This window comes from Alcaligenes sp. NLF5-7 (assembly GCF_024266725.1).
GTDB classification, from domain to species: Bacteria; Pseudomonadota; Gammaproteobacteria; order Burkholderiales; family Burkholderiaceae_B; genus Alcaligenes; species Alcaligenes phenolicus.
The window spans coordinates 336586-352283 of the sequence record NZ_CP100755.1; the positions used below are offsets into that span (position 1 = coordinate 336586).

A 15698-nucleotide genomic window follows, 5' to 3' on the forward strand; every position below is an offset into this window, starting at 1 on the left:
TCTTCGGCCCTCCATCAGCAGGGCCGAATTTGTATTGAATGCCACAAGCTAGTCGATATTTGCCGGAGTCCTCCACATGAACAAAATGCTTGCCCGCCTCCTGATGGTGGCTTTTTGCAGTGCCTTGGTGCCCGCTGCTGCCCATGCAGCCGGGCCGTCCGAAATCCGTTTTGCCACTGAAGCGGGTTATCCCCCCTTCGAGTTTCTGGACCCCAGTGGCGAGCTGCAAGGCTTTGACATCGACATCGGCAACGAAATCTGTAAGCGCCTGCAAGCCAAGTGCGTGTGGATCGATCAGTCCTTTGACAGCTTGATCCCCGGCCTGCAAGCCCGCAAATTCGATCTGGCCAACTCCACCATGACCGCCACCGAGGCACGCGCCAAGGTGATCGACTTTAGCGAGCCCATGTATATCGTGCCGGTTCGCCTGGCCGCCCGCAAAGGCAGCGGTCTGGAGCCCACCGCCGAATCCCTGAAAGGCAAGCGTGTCGGTGTGCAGCAAGGCACCACCATGGAAACCTATGCGCGCCAGAACTGGGCCAACAACGGTGTCACCATCGTGGCTTACCCCAGCTACACCGACGCCTTCAATGACCTGGCCGGTGGCCGCGTGGACGCCACCTTCCAGGAAGCCCAGAACGCCGTTGAAGGCTTTTTAACCAAGCCTGCCGGTGCCGACTTTGAGCTGACCGGCAGCACCGTGGACGACAGCCCCATCCTGAACGAACCTATCGCCATGGGTATTCGCAAGGGCAACAAGAAACTCAAGAAAACTGTTGATGAAGTTCTGCGTGAAATGAAGGCCGATGGCACCATGCAGACCTTTGCCGACAAATACTTCCAAAAAGAAAACATTCGCATCGCGCCCTGACCTGGATACCTGAACCATGTTGCTTTACGGTTATGGGCCGCAGTTGCTGGTCGGCACCTGGGAAACCATCAAACTGGCCGTGCTCTCGCTGCTGGTTTCCCTGGTGCTGGGTCTGGTCGCTGCCCTGATGAAACTGTCCCGCACCTCGCTGCTGCGATGGGTGGGCGGTTTGTACACCACCTTGATCCGGGGCGTCCCGGATCTGGTGCTTTTGATGTTGTTCTTTTTCAGCTTGCAAATCTGGTTGAACGAACTGACTGACTGGCTGGAATGGGACATGATCGAGATCGATCCCTTCGGAGCCGGTGTGGTCACGCTGGGCTTTATTTATGGTGCTTACTTCGCCGAAACCTTCCGCGGCGCCCTGATGGCCATCCCCAAGGGCCAGATGGAAGCGGGCAAAGCCTGTGGCTGGAGCGCCTGGCAAGTTCTGCATCGCATCCAGATTCCTCAGATGATGCGCTACGCCCTGCCCGGACTGGGCAATAACTGGCAGATCCTGCTCAAATCCACCGCGCTGGTGTCCCTGATCGGCCTGAGCGATGTGGTCAAGATTGCGCAAAATGCCGGTAACGCGACCTTCAACTCCTTCCTCTTTGTGGGCATCACTGCCCTGATCTATCTGGGCCTGACCGCCGTCAGCAATATTGGACTGGGCTACCTGGAGCGACGCTACAACATTGGCGTGAAAGGAGCACAGTTCTAATGGATGTTCTGAACGAATTCTGGCGCGCCTATCTGTACCAAAGCAATGGTCAGCTCTCGGGTCTGGCCATGACACTTTGGCTGCTGGTGATCTCGGTTGCCATCGGCTTTTTCCTGTCGATTTTCATGGCCATTGGCCGTGTCTCGGGCAAGGCCTGGCTATCGCGCCCTATTGGTGCCTTCACCTACTTTTTCCGTGGCACTCCCTTGTACGTGCAGATCCTTTTGATCTACACCGCCATGTACAAGCTGGCCATCGTCAAATCCGTGCCTGCATTGGAAGCCTTCTTCATGAGCGGCTTCAATTGCATGATTCTGGCACTGACCTTGAACACTGTTGGCTACACCACCGAGATTTTTGCCGGAGCCATCCGCTCCATGCCTCCCGGTGAAGTCGAGTCGGCCCGTGCGTATGGCATGTCCGGCTGGACCTTGTACCGCCGCGTGATTCTGCCGCAAGCCCTGCGTCGTGTGCTGCCTGCTTACAGCAATGAAGTGGTGCTGATGCTGCATGCCACCTCGCTGGCTTTTACCGCTACCGTTCCTGACCTGCTCAAGATCGCGCGCGATGCCAATGCGGCCACCTACCAAACCTTTACCTCCTACGGGATTGCTGCACTGATTTACCTGTGCGTGTCCTTCATTCTGGTGGGCATTTTCCGTATCGTGGAAAAGCGCCAAATGGCATTTTTGAATCACTGAACGCTGAGGTGCTGAACAAGAAAAAAGGGCCGCTTTCACAAGCCGCCCTTTTTTCTTTAGCGATACAGCTACCGTATCAATCCCCCATATGGTCCAGGTTTTGATAACGCATCTGACGCCCCATCACACCGGCCATCATCAGAAAGAACGTCAGGCCACGTCGCACTTCCGGCTCCTTAGCCAGGCGTATAAGCCCCATCAGGGTCGGGGTGGTCTCCGTAGCTCTCACCTGGTCCGCAGCCATACGTGCGGCGTTTCCAACCGACCAGGCAGCCCCTACACCCTCCTCAAAGCCCTTCATGAGCTTTTCAAGCATATAGTCGTCGCTCATATCGACCAGATCGGCCAGCAGGGACACCGCATCCACCACCCGATTCAAACGACCACCGGCCAGCAAAGGTTCGATCTTGCCGATCAGTTCATCCAGGCCCTTGATGCCCGGATCCTCTCCAAGCAGGCTTTCCAGGGCGGAAGAGGACTTCTGAGCAGCGCCCGCATCACCGGGATTCAAGGATTTATCCGATACCGAATTCATCTGTCTCTCCTGAATTAGACCAAGCCACGGGCCACGGCCCAGTAAATACCCCGGTTAAAACCCTTGCGCAGCAGTCCACCCAGTTTGGTGGGCGGCGTAGGATGCACATCCTCCTTGTAGTCGTACCAGAGGGGCATACCGCCCTCCAGACCCATTTGGGCTACCGCCACCACACGGCCATCGTATTCGTCGCTGGTGCGCCCAAATCGCAACTCTGAGGCCAGGTTGTTGACCACCACGGGCGATTGGTTATGGCAGGAGCCGCCCGCTTTACTGATGGGCAGGTCCACCGTGTCACCCAGCACGTATACATTGTCCAGCCCCAGCACCTTCATGGTTTGGTGATCAGTGGGGACCCAGCCTTCGTTGTCGGCGGCTTGAGAAATCCCCGAGTCACGCACAGCAGGCACCGCCGTAATGGGAGGAGTCGCCATCAGGAGGTCGAACGGCTCTTCTGCGCCTTCTTCGGAATAGGCAATCTTGCGTTCAGAGTCTACACGGCTCAGGGTGAAACCGCGTTGATGCTTGATGTCCCGATCCTCAAAAATGGGCGGCAAGACCTGACAAACCTCATTCTGCATGAACAGACAATTACGCAAAAGCTGGGAGGTCGTGGGATAGGTATAAGCAATCTCCACCTTGTCGCGTACACCACGACGACGCAGGTACTCGTCCAGCATCAAGGTTGTTTCTACCGGTGCAATACCGCACTGGTGAGGAACGTTATGAGTTTTGGGGAAGGTGACCGTTACCAATACGCGGCCTTTTTCCAACTTGCTCAGGCGGTCAGCCAGTTGACGCGCAGGAGCATGCTGATAGAAGTGGTCACCGCCCTCTTTCAAACCTTCAATTTTTTCCGGAGAGGGCACGCAGCCCGTAGACAGCACCAGGTAGTCGTAATCAATCTTCTTGCCACTGGCGCAATGCAGGCGGCTGGCCTTGAAGTCAAAACCACTGACTTCCTCTAGCTGAAAATCAATTTCGGGGCGCAAAAGTGAAATTTGCGGACGTCGCAACTCGTCCCTGAAAAAAGCATCAAACGCCACGTACATAAAAGCGGGCTTGTAATAATGCCAGGGAGAGTTGGACAGCATGGTAATGCGGACTTTACCAGAGCGAATTTCCGGGTATAGCTTGGTCACTAAATGATTGGCGGTCATCGTACCGCCAATACCACCACCTACAATCACAATATGCTGCACCATCAGTATTCTCCTTAATGGGGGAAACTGCGCACCGGCTCTTGCAATGAAAAAATCTTTTCAAAAACAAGAAGATGCCCAGCTACAACTGAGACTTTGCAAAGCGAGCTTGGTAATGTGTCCAGCCAGTTTGTATCAGGCAGGTATTAAGCAGAAATTAAAGCAACTCATCAGACTCAATAAGCCACTTAATCAATTTTATTTATCCCACACCCTTTCTTGAATTTAAAAATCAAGCTGGGGTGCTTATGCATACACCCCAGCTTTTTAATACCGCGTTCTAAATCCGGCTGACGCCAACCATAGTAAGACAAAAAAAACGCCTGCATCAAGCAGGCGTTTTCTCGTATCGCTAAACCCGAAAAATTAACTTTCGCGTTGGCTGCGACGGCGCTCGTGTTCTTTCAGGTAACGCTTGCGCAGGCGAATGGACTTGGGAGTCACTTCAACCAGCTCGTCGTCATCCAGGAAGTCCACGGCGTATTCAAGAGTCAGACGAATAGGTGGAACCAGATCAATGTGCTCGTCCTTGCCGGAAGCACGCACGTTGGTCAGTTTCTTTTCCTTGATGGGGTTAACCACCAGGTCGTTGTCGCGGCTGTGAATACCGATGATCATGCCTTCGTACAGAGCATCACCCGGGGACACAAACATGCGACCACGATCCTGCAGCTTCCACAAGGCGTAGGCCACGGCATCACCGTCGTCCTGGCTGATCAGCACGCCGTTACGACGCTCGCCAACCGTGCCTTCGCGCATGGGGCGGAACTCGTCAAAGGTGTGGCTCATCAAGCCGGTACCGCGTGTCAGCGTCATGAACTCGCCCTGGAAACCGATCAGGCCACGGGCGGGAATACGGTACTCCAGACGTGTACGACCACGGCCATCAGCAACCATATCCTGCAAGTCACCACGACGACGACCCAGTTCTTCCATCACGCCGCCTTGGTGGCCGTCTTCGACGTCCACGGTCAGCTGCTCGTAGGGCTCCATCTTGACGCCGTTCTCTTCACGAATCAGCACGCGTGGACGCGACACGGCCATTTCATAGCCTTCACGACGCATGTTTTCGATCAGAATGGTCAAGTGCAACTCACCGCGACCGCACACTTCAAATACGGTGTCGTCGTCGGTTTCGTTAACACGCAAAGCCACGTTGGACTTCAATTCACGGTCCAGACGGTCACGCAACTGACGGCTGGTCACGAACTTGCCTTCACGACCGGCCAGAGGCGAGGTGTTCACCATGAAGTTCATGGTCAGCGTAGGCTCGTCAATGCGCAGCAAAGGCAGAGCTTCCTGGTGAGCAGGATCGGTCACCGTGCAACCAATGCCCAGCTCTTCAATACCGTTGATCAGCACAATGTCGCCGGCTTCAGCTTCATCTACCGATACACGCTCCAGGCCCTTGAACTTCAGAACCTGATTGATACGGCCTTTGATGACTTCGCCATCAGGACCAAATTTCACGACCACGTCCTGGGCAGCGCGCACGCGGCCACGGTTCACACGGCCTACACCGATCTTGCCCACGTAAGAGCTGTAGTCCAGCGAACAGATCTGCAACTGCAACGGTGCGTTGACGTCGTCCTCACGCTGAGGCACATGCTCCAGGATAGCGTCGAACAAAGGACGCATATCGCCTTCACGCACGTCTTCGGTCAAACCGGCGTAGCCCGACAGACCCGATGCGTAAATGATGGGGAAATCCAGCTGTTCGTCAGTCGCGCCCAGTTTGTCGAACAAGTCGAACGTGGCGTTGATCGCGAAGTCAGGACGGGCGCCGGGACGGTCAACCTTGTTGACCACCACAATCGGACGCAGGCCCAGTTCCAGAGCTTTGCGAGTCACAAAGCGGGTTTGAGGCATGGGGCCTTCAACCGCATCCACCAGCAACAACACGCCGTCAACCATGGACAGCACGCGTTCGACCTCACCACCAAAGTCAGCGTGACCGGGGGTGTCGATAATGTTGATGTGGGTGCCTTCGTATTCAACGGCACAGTTCTTCGCCAGAATGGTAATACCGCGTTCTTTCTCGATATCGCCCGAGTCCATGACACGTTCGGAGATATGTTCGTTGTCACGGAACGTACCTGCCTGTCTCAACAATTGATCGACCAGGGTGGTCTTCCCGTGGTCAACGTGGGCAATAATGGCCACATTGCGCAATGCGCGTCTCATAACTCATCCTTCTGATTGAAGTTTTTTGGGCAAAATCTCGGTAGGCAAGCTCTCGATGGCCAGCAAGGCCGACATCGGGTCTTCCATCGCCTGCAACCCGTCCAGGGTGTAGGCGTCGTCGATATGAAAAGGTCCTAATTCTGTCCGGCGCAAGGCCGTCAGATGGGCAAAACACCCCAGAGCACGTCCAATGTCTTGCGCCAGGGTCCGGATATAGGTTCCCTTGCTGCAACGTACAAACAAACGCGCCGATTGCGGCGTAAAGTCTTGCACCTGCAAATCGTGAATCACGAGATGTCGTGCTTCACGTTCCAGCTCTATACCCTGACGGGCATATTCATACAGGGGCTTGCCATCGCGCTTGAGCGCGGAATACATGGGCGGCACCTGGGTAATGGGTCCTCGGAAAGCAGGTAGAACTGCCTCCAGCGCCTCGAGGGTGACACCGGCAAAATCTGCCGGAGCCTGGGACACCACATTGCCGGTCAAGTCACCTGAATCGGTTTCCTGCCCAAACTGCAAGGTAGCTTCATAGGCTTTGTCTGCTTCCAGCATCGTGGCGGAAATCTTGGTAGCCCGGCCAAAACAGCAAACCAGCAGGCCCGTTGCAAACGGGTCCAGGGTTCCAGTATGGCCAGCTTTGCGGGCATCCAGAGTGCGGCGGGCACGCTGCAAAGCGTGGTTGCTGGACATTCCGTCGGACTTGTCCAGTAGCAGCACACCATCAATCAACTGCCCGCGTTTTCGCGTAGCCATCGTGTGTCAATCCGTGAAGAAACAACAGCCGCGTCAGGGCTGTTCGTCTGGCTCGTCCGATTTGGAAGCAGAGCCAGTCAATTCGCTATCGGCCTGGTTGGCGCTGTCGATGAGCTTGGAGAGCTCCATGCCGCGTTCCAACTGTCGGTCGTGATGAAAATGCAGAGTAGGAACCGTGTGGATGTGCAGCAGCTTGAACAACAGCGAGTGCAACCAACCGGCCTTCTCGGTCAAAGCCGCCTGAGCGACTTCAGGCTCGGCGCCCAGCACCGAGTAATACACTTTGGCGTGTGCGTAGTCTGGAGACAGCTCCACGCCGGTCAAGGTAATCAGACCAGCGCGGGTCATGTCGATCTCGCGCTGGATCAGGACCGCCAGATCCTTCTGGATCTGGTCGGCCAGGCGCAGGTTGCGCCCCGGGTTTGGTTTGGACTTGTGTCGTGCCATAAATTACAGTGTCCGGGCGATCTCTTTGATCTCGAAGATCTCAAGCTGGTCGCCCACTTGGATGTCGTTGTTGCCACGCAGCGTGATACCGCAATCGAAGCCGGAACGCACTTCCTTGACGTCGTCCTTGAAGCGGCGCAGGGAATCCAGGTAGCCACTCCAGTGCACGACGTTGTTGCGCAGCAAGCGAACTTGCGAATCGCGACGGACCACGCCTTCGGTAACCATACAACCGGCGATATTACCAATACGCGACACGTTGTAGACTTCGCGGATTTCAACCATACCGATGACTTCTTCGCGCTGCTCGGGAGCCAGCATGCCGGACAGGGCTGCTTTGACCTCGTCAACCGCATCGTAAATGATGTTGTAGTAACGCAGATCAATGCCGTTGGCTTCAGCCAGTTTCTTGGCGCTTTGCTCGGCACGGACGTTAAAGCCGATCACTACCGCGTTGGAAGCAATCGCCAGGTTGACGTCGCTCTCGGAGATGCCACCCACGGCGGCGTGTACAACCACCACACGCACTTCGTCGGTAGACAGCTTGACCAGCGACTGTACCAGCGCTTCTTGCGAGCCCTGAACGTCGGTCTTGATGATGAGCGACAGGGTTTGCATGCCTTCGCCCAGATTGTCGAACATGGACTCCAGCTTGGCGGCCTGTTGACGCGACAGTTTCACATCACGGAACTTGCCTTGACGGAACAGCGCGATCTCACGAGCTTTACGTTCGTCAGCCATCACAACCAGTTCATCACCCGCAGCGGGCACTTCAGTCAGACCCTGGATTTCTACAGGAATCGACGGACCAGCCGAATTCAGCGACTTGCCGGTTTCGTTCAGCATGGCGCGAACGCGACCGAAGGAGGCGCCGACCAGCACGCTGTCACCACGGTTCAAGGTACCGCTTTGAACCAGGATGGTGGCCACAGGACCGCGGCCCTTGTCCAGACGGGCTTCAATAACCGTACCCTTGGCAGGTGCGTCAACCGGAGCCTTCAACTCCAGCATTTCGGCCTGCAGCAGCACGTTTTCCAGCAATTCGTCGATGCCCTGGCCGGTTTTGGCCGACACAGGAATAAAGGGCACATCGCCACCGTATTCTTCAGGCACCACTTCTTCGGCTACCAGTTCCTGCTTGACGCGTTCCGGGTTGGCTTCAGGTTTATCAATCTTGTTGATCGCCACCACCAGCGGCACGCCAGCGGCGCGAGCGTGGTGAATGGCTTCACGAGTCTGGGGCATCACACCGTCATCGGAGGCCACCACCAGAATCACCACGTCAGTGGCTTTGGTACCGCGAGCACGCATGGCCGTAAAGGCTTCGTGACCGGGGGTGTCCAGGAACGTAGCCGTGCCACGTTCTGTCTTGACGTTGTACGCACCGATGTGCTGTGTAATACCACCGGCCTCGCCCGAGGCGATCTTGGCACGACGGATGTAGTCCAGCAGCGAAGTCTTACCGTGGTCAACGTGACCCATGACAGTTACCACTGGAGCACGGGGCTTCAGTTCGGCGTCGTTCTGAGCATCGGTATCGACCAGGAAGGCTTCAGGATCGTCCAGCTTGGCAGCAATCGCCTTGTGACCCAGCTCTTCGACCAGAATCATGGCTGTTTCCTGATCCAGAACCTGGTTGATGGTAACCATCTGACCCAGCTTCATCAGGTGCTTGATCACCTCGGCAGCCTTGACGGCCATCCGGTGAGCCAGATCGCTGACCGAAATGGTTTCCGGCACGTGCACTTCACGGGCAATGAATTCTGCCACTTGCGGTTCACGGCGCTCGGCCTGAGCGTTGCGGCCACCACGACCACCCTTGCCACGACCTGCCTTGGCATTGGCTTTCCAGCCTTCACGACCACCACCGGCACCGGCGGAAGCCACATCAGCCTTGGAAGGCTGCTTCTTGCGGCTGGCATCGCTGGTCCAGCCAGGGGTGCTGTCAGTCTTGACGGGTTTGCCCGGGGCCTTCTCGGTCTTGGAGCCTTTGGCGTCTTTCTTCTGAGCGCCCTTGGCACCTGCCTTGCTATCAGCCTCTGGCTCGGGAGCACGCAAGACCTTACGAGGACGGTTCAACATATCGCGCAACGCAGCGGCTTCGGCCTCTGCGGCCTTACGGGCGCGATCACGATCCTGGTCTTGCTCCACATCGGCGGCAACAGGAGGAATCACCGGGCCACGCACTGCACGGCGCTGACCAGTAGCAGCCATATCCCGAGGTTTTCCAGTCGAAGTGGGCGTTTTAGTCCCTTGAGGGTGCTGATTTTTATTCACAGAGTTAGCTTGACGGGCGTCGTTTACAGATTTAGTAGGTTCCACGGGCTTTTCTTGGGCCGTAGGAGAGGGAGCCGATTCGGCCTTTTCCTGAACAGGCGCTGCCGCAGCTTCGGATGGCTCCGTTGCAGCAGGTGCTTGTTCCTGAGGCTGAGGCTCGGGTTTCTTTGTATCTTCCTGAGCAGCCTCAACGGGCTGTGCAGGAGCAGCAGGTTCGGGCGCAGGCTCGGCAACAGGAGTCGGCTCGGGAGCAGCGACCACTTCGGGCTCAGGCTCTGGCTTGGGCTCAGGCTTGGGCTCGACAGGGGCTTGCTCTTTCACAGGAGCTTCAGGAGTTGCTGCCACAGGATCTACGGGCTTGCTGACAGGCGCGGCAGGCGCCTGTTCAACAGCTTGCTTTTCCTGACTGACCGCCTGGGTCTGAGCAGCTTGCTCCTTTGCATTTTCCTGTGCCAATGCCGCATTGGCTTCTGCCACCAGCTCGGAGGGATCACGCTTTACAAACACGCGTTTTTTGCGTGTTTCCACCTGAATCGTGCGGGAGCGACCCGATCCGTCATCCTGACGGATCTCCGATGTTTGACGGCGAGTCAGGGTGATCTTGTTGCCTTCCTGACTGCCGTGCGAGCGGCGCAACGATTCAAGCAGCTTCGCCTTATCCGAATCAGTGATGGCGTCATCAACTGATTTGAGCTCAATACCTGCGCTACGCAACTGCTCCAGCAGAACATTCGCAGGCATTTTCAGTTCTTGAGCGAACTGGGCGACAGTGTTACTCGACATTCGACTCTCTCTTGCTTTACTACAACTATTCTTAATGAATACAACGCGCGGGACCTAGCTAGACATATCAGGCCTCGTCGTCAAACCAGTGGGCACGGGCACGCATGATCAGTTCGCTGGCCGCATCTTGCGCCAGGCCGGTCATCTCGGACAGTTCGTCCGTTGCCAGTTCCGCCAGTTCATCCAGCGTTGTAATCTCGTTTTCGGCCAGTACGGCGATCAGCTCGGGCGTCATGCCCTCGACTCCTGCCAGTTCCTTGACCGCGGTCTGTACCAATTCTTCCTTGGCGATGGCCTCGCTCAGCAGCGCGTTGCGGGCGCGGGCACGCAGCTCGTTGACGGTTTCTTCGTCAAAGGCTTCGATGTCCTGCAATTCCTGCAGAGGCACATAAGCGATTTCTTCCAGACCGGTAAACCCTTCGTCGATCAGAATATCGGCCACGGCTTCGTCCACATCCAGACGGGACATGAAGGTAGCGCGCAATTCTTCGCGCTCTTCGTCCTGACGGTTGCGGCTTTCTTCCGGTGTCATGATGTTGATCTGCCAGCCCGTCAATTCCGATGCCAGACGCACGTTCTGACCACGCGAACCAATCGCCTTGGGCAGGTTTTCTTCGTCTACCACCACATCCATGGCGTGCTTGTCTTCGTCCACCAGAATGGATTCGACGTGCGCCGGTGCCAGAGCACCGATCACGAATTCGGCCGGATCATCGGCCCACAACACGATATCGACCTGCTCGCCGCCCAGTTCGTTACGCACCGCAGTAACGCGCGAACCTCGCATGCCCACACAAGTACCGATAGGATCGATACGCTTGTCGTAAGCAATAACAGCGATCTTGGCGCGCACACCCGCATCACGGGCAGCGGCCTTGATTTCCAGCAGGCCCTGTTCGATCTCGGGTACTTCGTTCTCGAACAGTTCTTTAATGAATTCAGGTGCTGTACGCGACAAGATGACCTGCTGGCCACGTGCTGCGTAGTCCACCTTCTGTACCCAGGCGCGGACACGGTCGCCCACGCGGATATTTTCCTTGGGGATCATTTCCGAACGAGGCAAACGTGCTTCGATCTTGCCCATTTCGATAATGGCATCGCCCTTGTCCATGCGCTTGACCGTACCGGAAACGATGGTCTCACCACGCTCCAGGAAGTCGTTGAGCACTTGCTCGCGCTCGGCATCACGGATTTTTTGCAGGATGGCCTGCTTGGCAGCCTGGGCACCGATACGGCCAAACTCGATAGGCTCGAGTGGCTCTTCGATGTAATCGTCCACTTGCAGCTCGGGATCGATCTCCTGGGCGTCCGACAGCATCTCCTGCTTGTCGGGCTCTTGCAGACCGGCCTCGTCGGGCACGACCAGCCAGCGCCGGAAGCCTTCGTGGGCGCCGGTTTCCCTGTCGATTTCCACACGGATATCGACATCTTCCTTGAAGCGCTTTTTCATGGCCGAGGCCAAGGCGCTCTCGAGCGCGCTGAACACGACATCACGCGCTACGGATTTTTCACGCGCCAGCGCATCGACCAGCAATAGAATTTCGCGACTCATCGCTTCTTACCCTTGAAATCAAGAACGGGATCCAATTTGGCACGATCCACCTGGTCATAGGTGAATTCGACCTGCGTCAGCTTGCCCGATGCTTCGTCCAGTTCCAGCCTAAAAACGGTATCCAGCGGAACACTAGCCGGTAGCGCCCCTTCAGGAGCGTGGAGCGTACCCACAAACACTTTCCGATTGTCGAGCGCCTCGTGCAGGCGCACCTGCACCCGACTGCCCGCAAAGCGCACGTAATCGCCAATACGCAACAAGGGGCGATCTATCCCCGGCGAGGCCACTTCCATGCGCTTGTAATCCACGTTTTCCACTTCGAAAACGCGTGATAATTGTTTAGACACCCATTCACAGTGTTCGATACGCACCCCTTCCGGGTGATCGATGACGATGCGTAACAAGCCTAGCGGCGCACGCTCCACGTCCACCAGTTCGTACTCGGTACCCGCCAGGGTCTCTTGTGCCAAAGCTAGAATGTCTGCCATAAAATCCAAAAAAAATGGGCTGTACGCCAGCCCATGGTCACCATGCACGCTTGAGAATCAAGCGGGCCCTGGTCTTGCGCATTGCCAACGTCAAATCGGGATAGTTGCAGGCGCAACCGAACCGGATGATCTACGCGGTCTTTGCCTTGAAAGACCGCCCTATTCGCTGGCGCGCAGCATCAAAAAAGACCCAGCCGACACAAACGTCTCTGAGCCAAGTTCTATATTCTACCAGAAAACCGGAAAATACGTGCATTCACACGGCCTTACAGGCCCAAACCGCAGGGTTCGGGCCACAAACTCAAAGTCCGTGCGTCCTGGCTTTACCGGCGCCCGCGTCCCAGGTGGGATTCATGGGCCGCCGAGCTGGCTGGTTGCCAGTCATCATCACGACGGCTGACACGGCGCACCACCGTTGTTTTCTTCACATGAGCCTTGGGCGTTTGCCCGGCTCCGGCACGATCGGACGCGCCGCGACGGGCCGAAGGCGCACGTCCTTCCTGAGCACCGCGAGCGTGACCACCACGGGCCTGATCACCACGCCCCTGCTCACCGCGCGCCTGGTCGCCACGCACTGGACGGCGGCCATTGTTCACACGCGCACCTTCCTGCGAACGCCCCTCGCGACTGCGACCTTCATGCGCGCGTCCTTCCGAAGAACGCCCTTCCGCCGAACGACCGCGTTGCTGGCCACCACGTACACCCTGACCGCTACGTGGAGCACCACGCCCTTGACCACCGTGTTCACGACGACCACCATCAGGATGGCCATTGGCCAGACCACCGCTAATGAACAAGGCACCGCTGACAGATTCGTTTACACGCACATTATTTGAGGAGCGACCGCGACCTGCCACACGACCACCACGCCCCATGCGAGCACCACTCAGACCGTTGTGCTCCAGCGTACCGAAACCGGGAGGCAAAGCGCTGTCGTGGGACAGAGGTTGACGTTCGCGACGCTGGTGGGTGCCTTCGTCATCCGACTCTTTCACCAGCCCCAGGCGCAGCATGAATGCCATCACCACATCAGCATCCAATTCTTCCCAACGGCCACGGCGCAGATTCTTAGGCAGACCCACATCCCCAAAACGAGTGCGAATCAGACGGCTGACCGTCACACCCATCGCTTCAAACATACGGCGCACTTCACGGTTACGGCCTTCATGAATAGTGACGCGATACCAACGGTTGCTGCCTTCGCCACCCAAAAATTCGATCATGCCGAACTTGGCCACACCGTCTTCCAACTGCACGCCATCGCGCATGGATTGCATTTGCTCTTCGCTCAGCTCACCCAGAACACGTACAGCGTATTCACGCTCGGCACCGTAGCGCGGATGCATCATGCGGTTGGCAATATCACCCGATGTCGTGAAGATCAGCAAACCCTCGGTATTCAAATCCAGTCGACCGACCGACAACCACTTGCCCACTTTCAGGGAAGGCAGGCGACCAAACACGGTGGCACGGCCTTCGGGATCGTCGTGCGTGACAATTTCGCCAGCCGGCTTGTGATACAGAATCACGCGCGGAGGACGCTTGGTGTTGGCACGATTGATCAGTTGACCATTGATACGCACCTTGTCATCGGCACTGACACGCTGACCGATATGGGCAGGTTCGCCATTCACGGAGACACGACCTGCAACGATCAGTTCTTCCATATCGCGGCGCGAGCCGATACCGGCTTCAGCCAGCACCTTGTGCAATTTAGGCTGCACCAAGTCGCTGCCCATGTATTTACCCAGGCGCTGCGACAAACGACTTTGTTTGTCCAGATGGCTGAATGCGATGTCATCATCACCATCCAGAATCACAACCGGAGCGTCGTCAGCAGGGTTGGAGTAACGGGCGGCCTGGGTGTTGCCTGGTCGCTTGTTGGCGCCACCGCGTGTATCTGGACGACGACCAGCAGCCGCAGGTTTGCGTCGATTGTTTTGTGGGCGAGCTGGGCGGGCCTTGGCCTCACCAGGAGCGGCCGCCTGGACCTCTTCATTCTGACGGGGAGCCGACTCTTGCGTGGCATCGCCACGACGGCGGCGAAACGGCGTGCGCAGCTTGCGCCCCTGGCCCTTCGCGCGGGGATTCTTGGGGTCGGCCGCGCCAGAGGCGTCCGACATGGAGGCTGTGTTCGTCTCGTGCGAATCAGTCATTTTTAATCATTTACTCCAGAGTTTTTTATTTCGTCCGGTACCTGTATATCCGATAGGCCAGCCGCAGCCTGGGCCTCATCCACGGGGTCCGGTGTCGTATTCACTTCAGCTTGTTCGGTTTGTGGCAGCTCCGCTTCTGAAACTGCCTCAAGCAAATCGTCCTGACTGCCTGGCTCGGAATCCGGTTCGGACTCCAGCTCAAGCTGAGCAACAGAGGCCTGTAGCGGCTCCATGCTCACTTCCAAAGCAGCGTCTTGCTCTGCTTCTAGTTCTATTTCTTGCCCTGCTTCGGAACCAGTTTGCTGCCCTGCCACAGATGCAGACTCTTGCTCTGCACCCTGCTCTGCCGCTTGCTCCTGGCTCTGATCCTGATGATCCCCGCCCTGCTGTTGATCTTGCTGTTGATCCTGTTGCTGATCCCGTTCTTGATCCAATTCTTTGTTCTGCTCCTGATCAGCCGACGCAGCTGCTTGCCCGTTTGGCAAGGAAGCCAAGGCATCCAGGGAGTCCAGAGTTTCAACCGAAGGCAACTCATCCAAAGAGCGCAGACCCAGATCATTCAGAAACTGACGGGTCGTTCCCAGCAATGCCGGGCGTCCGGGCGCATCACGATAGCCCAGCACTTCAATCCAGCCCCGATCCTCCAGGGTACGCACAATTTGAGTCGATACGCTCACACCACGTATGTCCTCAATATCCCCACGGGTAACAGGTTGCCGCCAAGCAATAATCGCCAAGGTTTCCAGCACGGCCCGCGAATACTTGGGCGCGCGCTCCAGACTAAGACGGGACAAAAACACTTGCATGGCCGGGCGACTTTGAAAGCGCCAACCCGAGGCAACCTGAACCAATTCCAGGCCACGCTCCTTCCAATCCAATTGCAAGATAGCCAGATAACGGCGCAGATCATCCGCGCTCAGCGGCGGGGAGACAAACATTTTGCGCAACTCGGCGCTGTTCATGGGCTGCTGTGCACACAGCAAAGCCGTCTCCAGGACTCGGATTATTTCACTTTCAGTCACTGCTGGGAAGCCTCACTT

13 protein-coding genes are annotated in these 15698 nt (G+C 56.9%); 3 read left to right on the forward strand and 10 right to left on the reverse strand.

What is annotated here, in order from left to right; translation table 11 throughout:
• Positions 1 to 76 precede the first annotated feature (76 nt).
• The 3 genes from MID00_RS01640 to hisM are packed head-to-tail and all read left to right on the forward strand — an operon-like array spanning position 77 to position 2278.
• Positions 77 to 871 (forward strand): ABC transporter substrate-binding protein, encoded by a 795-nt coding sequence (locus tag MID00_RS01640; RefSeq protein ID WP_009457593.1) that lies wholly within the window; start codon positions 77 to 79, stop codon positions 869 to 871.
• A gap of 16 nt (positions 872 to 887) precedes the next feature.
• Positions 888 to 1577 (forward strand): ABC transporter permease, encoded by a 690-nt coding sequence (locus MID00_RS01645; protein ID WP_009457595.1) that lies wholly within the window; start codon positions 888 to 890, stop codon positions 1575 to 1577.
• Positions 1577 to 2278: a histidine ABC transporter permease HisM gene (gene hisM, locus MID00_RS01650; protein ID WP_022983563.1), complete on the forward strand. Its 702-nt coding sequence runs from the start codon at positions 1577 to 1579 to the stop codon at positions 2276 to 2278. The genes MID00_RS01645 and hisM overlap by 1 nt, the downstream gene beginning before the upstream one ends.
• A gap of 76 nt (positions 2279 to 2354) precedes the next feature.
• Here hisM and MID00_RS01655 read toward each other — a convergent pair whose 3' ends face one another.
• The 10 genes from MID00_RS01655 to scpB form a co-directional block, all read right to left on the reverse strand.
• Positions 2355 to 2813: a DUF1641 domain-containing protein gene (locus MID00_RS01655; protein WP_254499578.1), complete on the reverse strand. Its 459-nt coding sequence runs from the start codon at positions 2811 to 2813 to the stop codon at positions 2355 to 2357.
• 14 nt (positions 2814 to 2827) lie between these two features.
• Entirely contained in the window at positions 2828 to 4018 is a 1191-nt protein-coding gene (locus MID00_RS01660; protein WP_254499579.1) for an FAD/NAD(P)-binding oxidoreductase, read from the reverse strand.
• Between the two features lie 363 nt (positions 4019 to 4381).
• A complete protein-coding gene (gene typA, locus MID00_RS01665) occupies positions 4382 to 6199 on the reverse strand; it encodes a translational GTPase TypA (protein ID WP_009457601.1) in 1818 nt (605 codons plus the stop codon).
• A 3-nt stretch (positions 6200 to 6202) separates the two neighbouring features.
• The gene (truB, locus tag MID00_RS01670; RefSeq protein WP_022983561.1) at positions 6203 to 6955 is read right to left on the reverse strand and encodes a tRNA pseudouridine(55) synthase TruB; all 753 of its coding nucleotides are present in this window, start codon (positions 6953 to 6955) and stop codon (positions 6203 to 6205) included.
• Positions 6956 to 6988: 33 nt separating this feature from the next.
• A complete protein-coding gene (gene rbfA, locus MID00_RS01675; RefSeq protein ID WP_009457603.1) occupies positions 6989 to 7402 on the reverse strand; it encodes a 30S ribosome-binding factor RbfA in 414 nt (137 codons plus the stop codon).
• A 3-nt stretch (positions 7403 to 7405) separates the two neighbouring features.
• Positions 7406 to 10462 (reverse strand): translation initiation factor IF-2, encoded by a 3057-nt coding sequence (infB, locus tag MID00_RS01680; protein WP_254499580.1) that lies wholly within the window; start codon positions 10460 to 10462, stop codon positions 7406 to 7408.
• A 67-nt stretch (positions 10463 to 10529) separates the two neighbouring features.
• Positions 10530 to 12014 carry a transcription termination factor NusA gene (gene nusA, locus MID00_RS01685; protein ID WP_009457606.1) on the reverse strand — a complete coding sequence of 495 codons (1485 nt, stop codon included), beginning with the start codon at positions 12012 to 12014 and terminating at the stop codon, positions 10530 to 10532.
• Complete coding sequence (gene rimP / locus MID00_RS01690; protein WP_009457607.1) at positions 12011 to 12502, reverse strand: ribosome maturation factor RimP; 492 nt, start codon at positions 12500 to 12502, stop codon at positions 12011 to 12013. The genes nusA and rimP overlap by 4 nt, the downstream gene beginning before the upstream one ends.
• Before the next feature lie 323 nt (positions 12503 to 12825).
• On the reverse strand, positions 12826 to 14658 hold the full coding sequence (rluB, locus tag MID00_RS01695; protein ID WP_254499581.1) for a 23S rRNA pseudouridine(2605) synthase RluB: 1833 nt from the start codon (positions 14656 to 14658) through the stop codon (positions 12826 to 12828).
• A gap of 2 nt (positions 14659 to 14660) precedes the next feature.
• Positions 14661 to 15680 carry an SMC-Scp complex subunit ScpB gene (scpB, locus tag MID00_RS01700; RefSeq protein ID WP_254499582.1) on the reverse strand — a complete coding sequence of 340 codons (1020 nt, stop codon included), beginning with the start codon at positions 15678 to 15680 and terminating at the stop codon, positions 14661 to 14663.
• Positions 15681 to 15698: the final 18 nt, after the last annotated feature.

Bases quoted from the DNA above. Each gene is read 5' to 3' on its own strand.
- rluB (WP_254499581.1), bottom strand. From the start codon at position 14,658: ATGACTGATTCGCACGAGACGAACACAGCCTCCATGTCGGACGCCTCT.
- infB (WP_254499580.1), bottom strand. From the start codon at position 10,462: ATGTCGAGTAACACTGTCGCCCAGTTCGCTCAAGAACTGAAAATGCCT.
- truB (WP_022983561.1), bottom strand. From the start codon at position 6,955: ATGGCTACGCGAAAACGCGGGCAGTTGATTGATGGTGTGCTGCTACTG.
- MID00_RS01660 (WP_254499579.1), bottom strand. From the start codon at position 4,018: ATGGTGCAGCATATTGTGATTGTAGGTGGTGGTATTGGCGGTACGATG.
- nusA (WP_009457606.1), bottom strand. From the start codon at position 12,014: ATGAGTCGCGAAATTCTATTGCTGGTCGATGCGCTGGCGCGTGAAAAA.
- MID00_RS01640 (WP_009457593.1), top strand. From the start codon at position 77: ATGAACAAAATGCTTGCCCGCCTCCTGATGGTGGCTTTTTGCAGTGCC.
- MID00_RS01645 (WP_009457595.1), top strand. From the start codon at position 888: ATGTTGCTTTACGGTTATGGGCCGCAGTTGCTGGTCGGCACCTGGGAA.
- MID00_RS01655 (WP_254499578.1), bottom strand. From the start codon at position 2,813: ATGAATTCGGTATCGGATAAATCCTTGAATCCCGGTGATGCGGGCGCT.
- hisM (WP_022983563.1), top strand. From the start codon at position 1,577: ATGGATGTTCTGAACGAATTCTGGCGCGCCTATCTGTACCAAAGCAAT.
- typA (WP_009457601.1), bottom strand. From the start codon at position 6,199: ATGAGACGCGCATTGCGCAATGTGGCCATTATTGCCCACGTTGACCAC.
- rbfA (WP_009457603.1), bottom strand. From the start codon at position 7,402: ATGGCACGACACAAGTCCAAACCAAACCCGGGGCGCAACCTGCGCCTG.
- rimP (WP_009457607.1), bottom strand. From the start codon at position 12,502: ATGGCAGACATTCTAGCTTTGGCACAAGAGACCCTGGCGGGTACCGAG.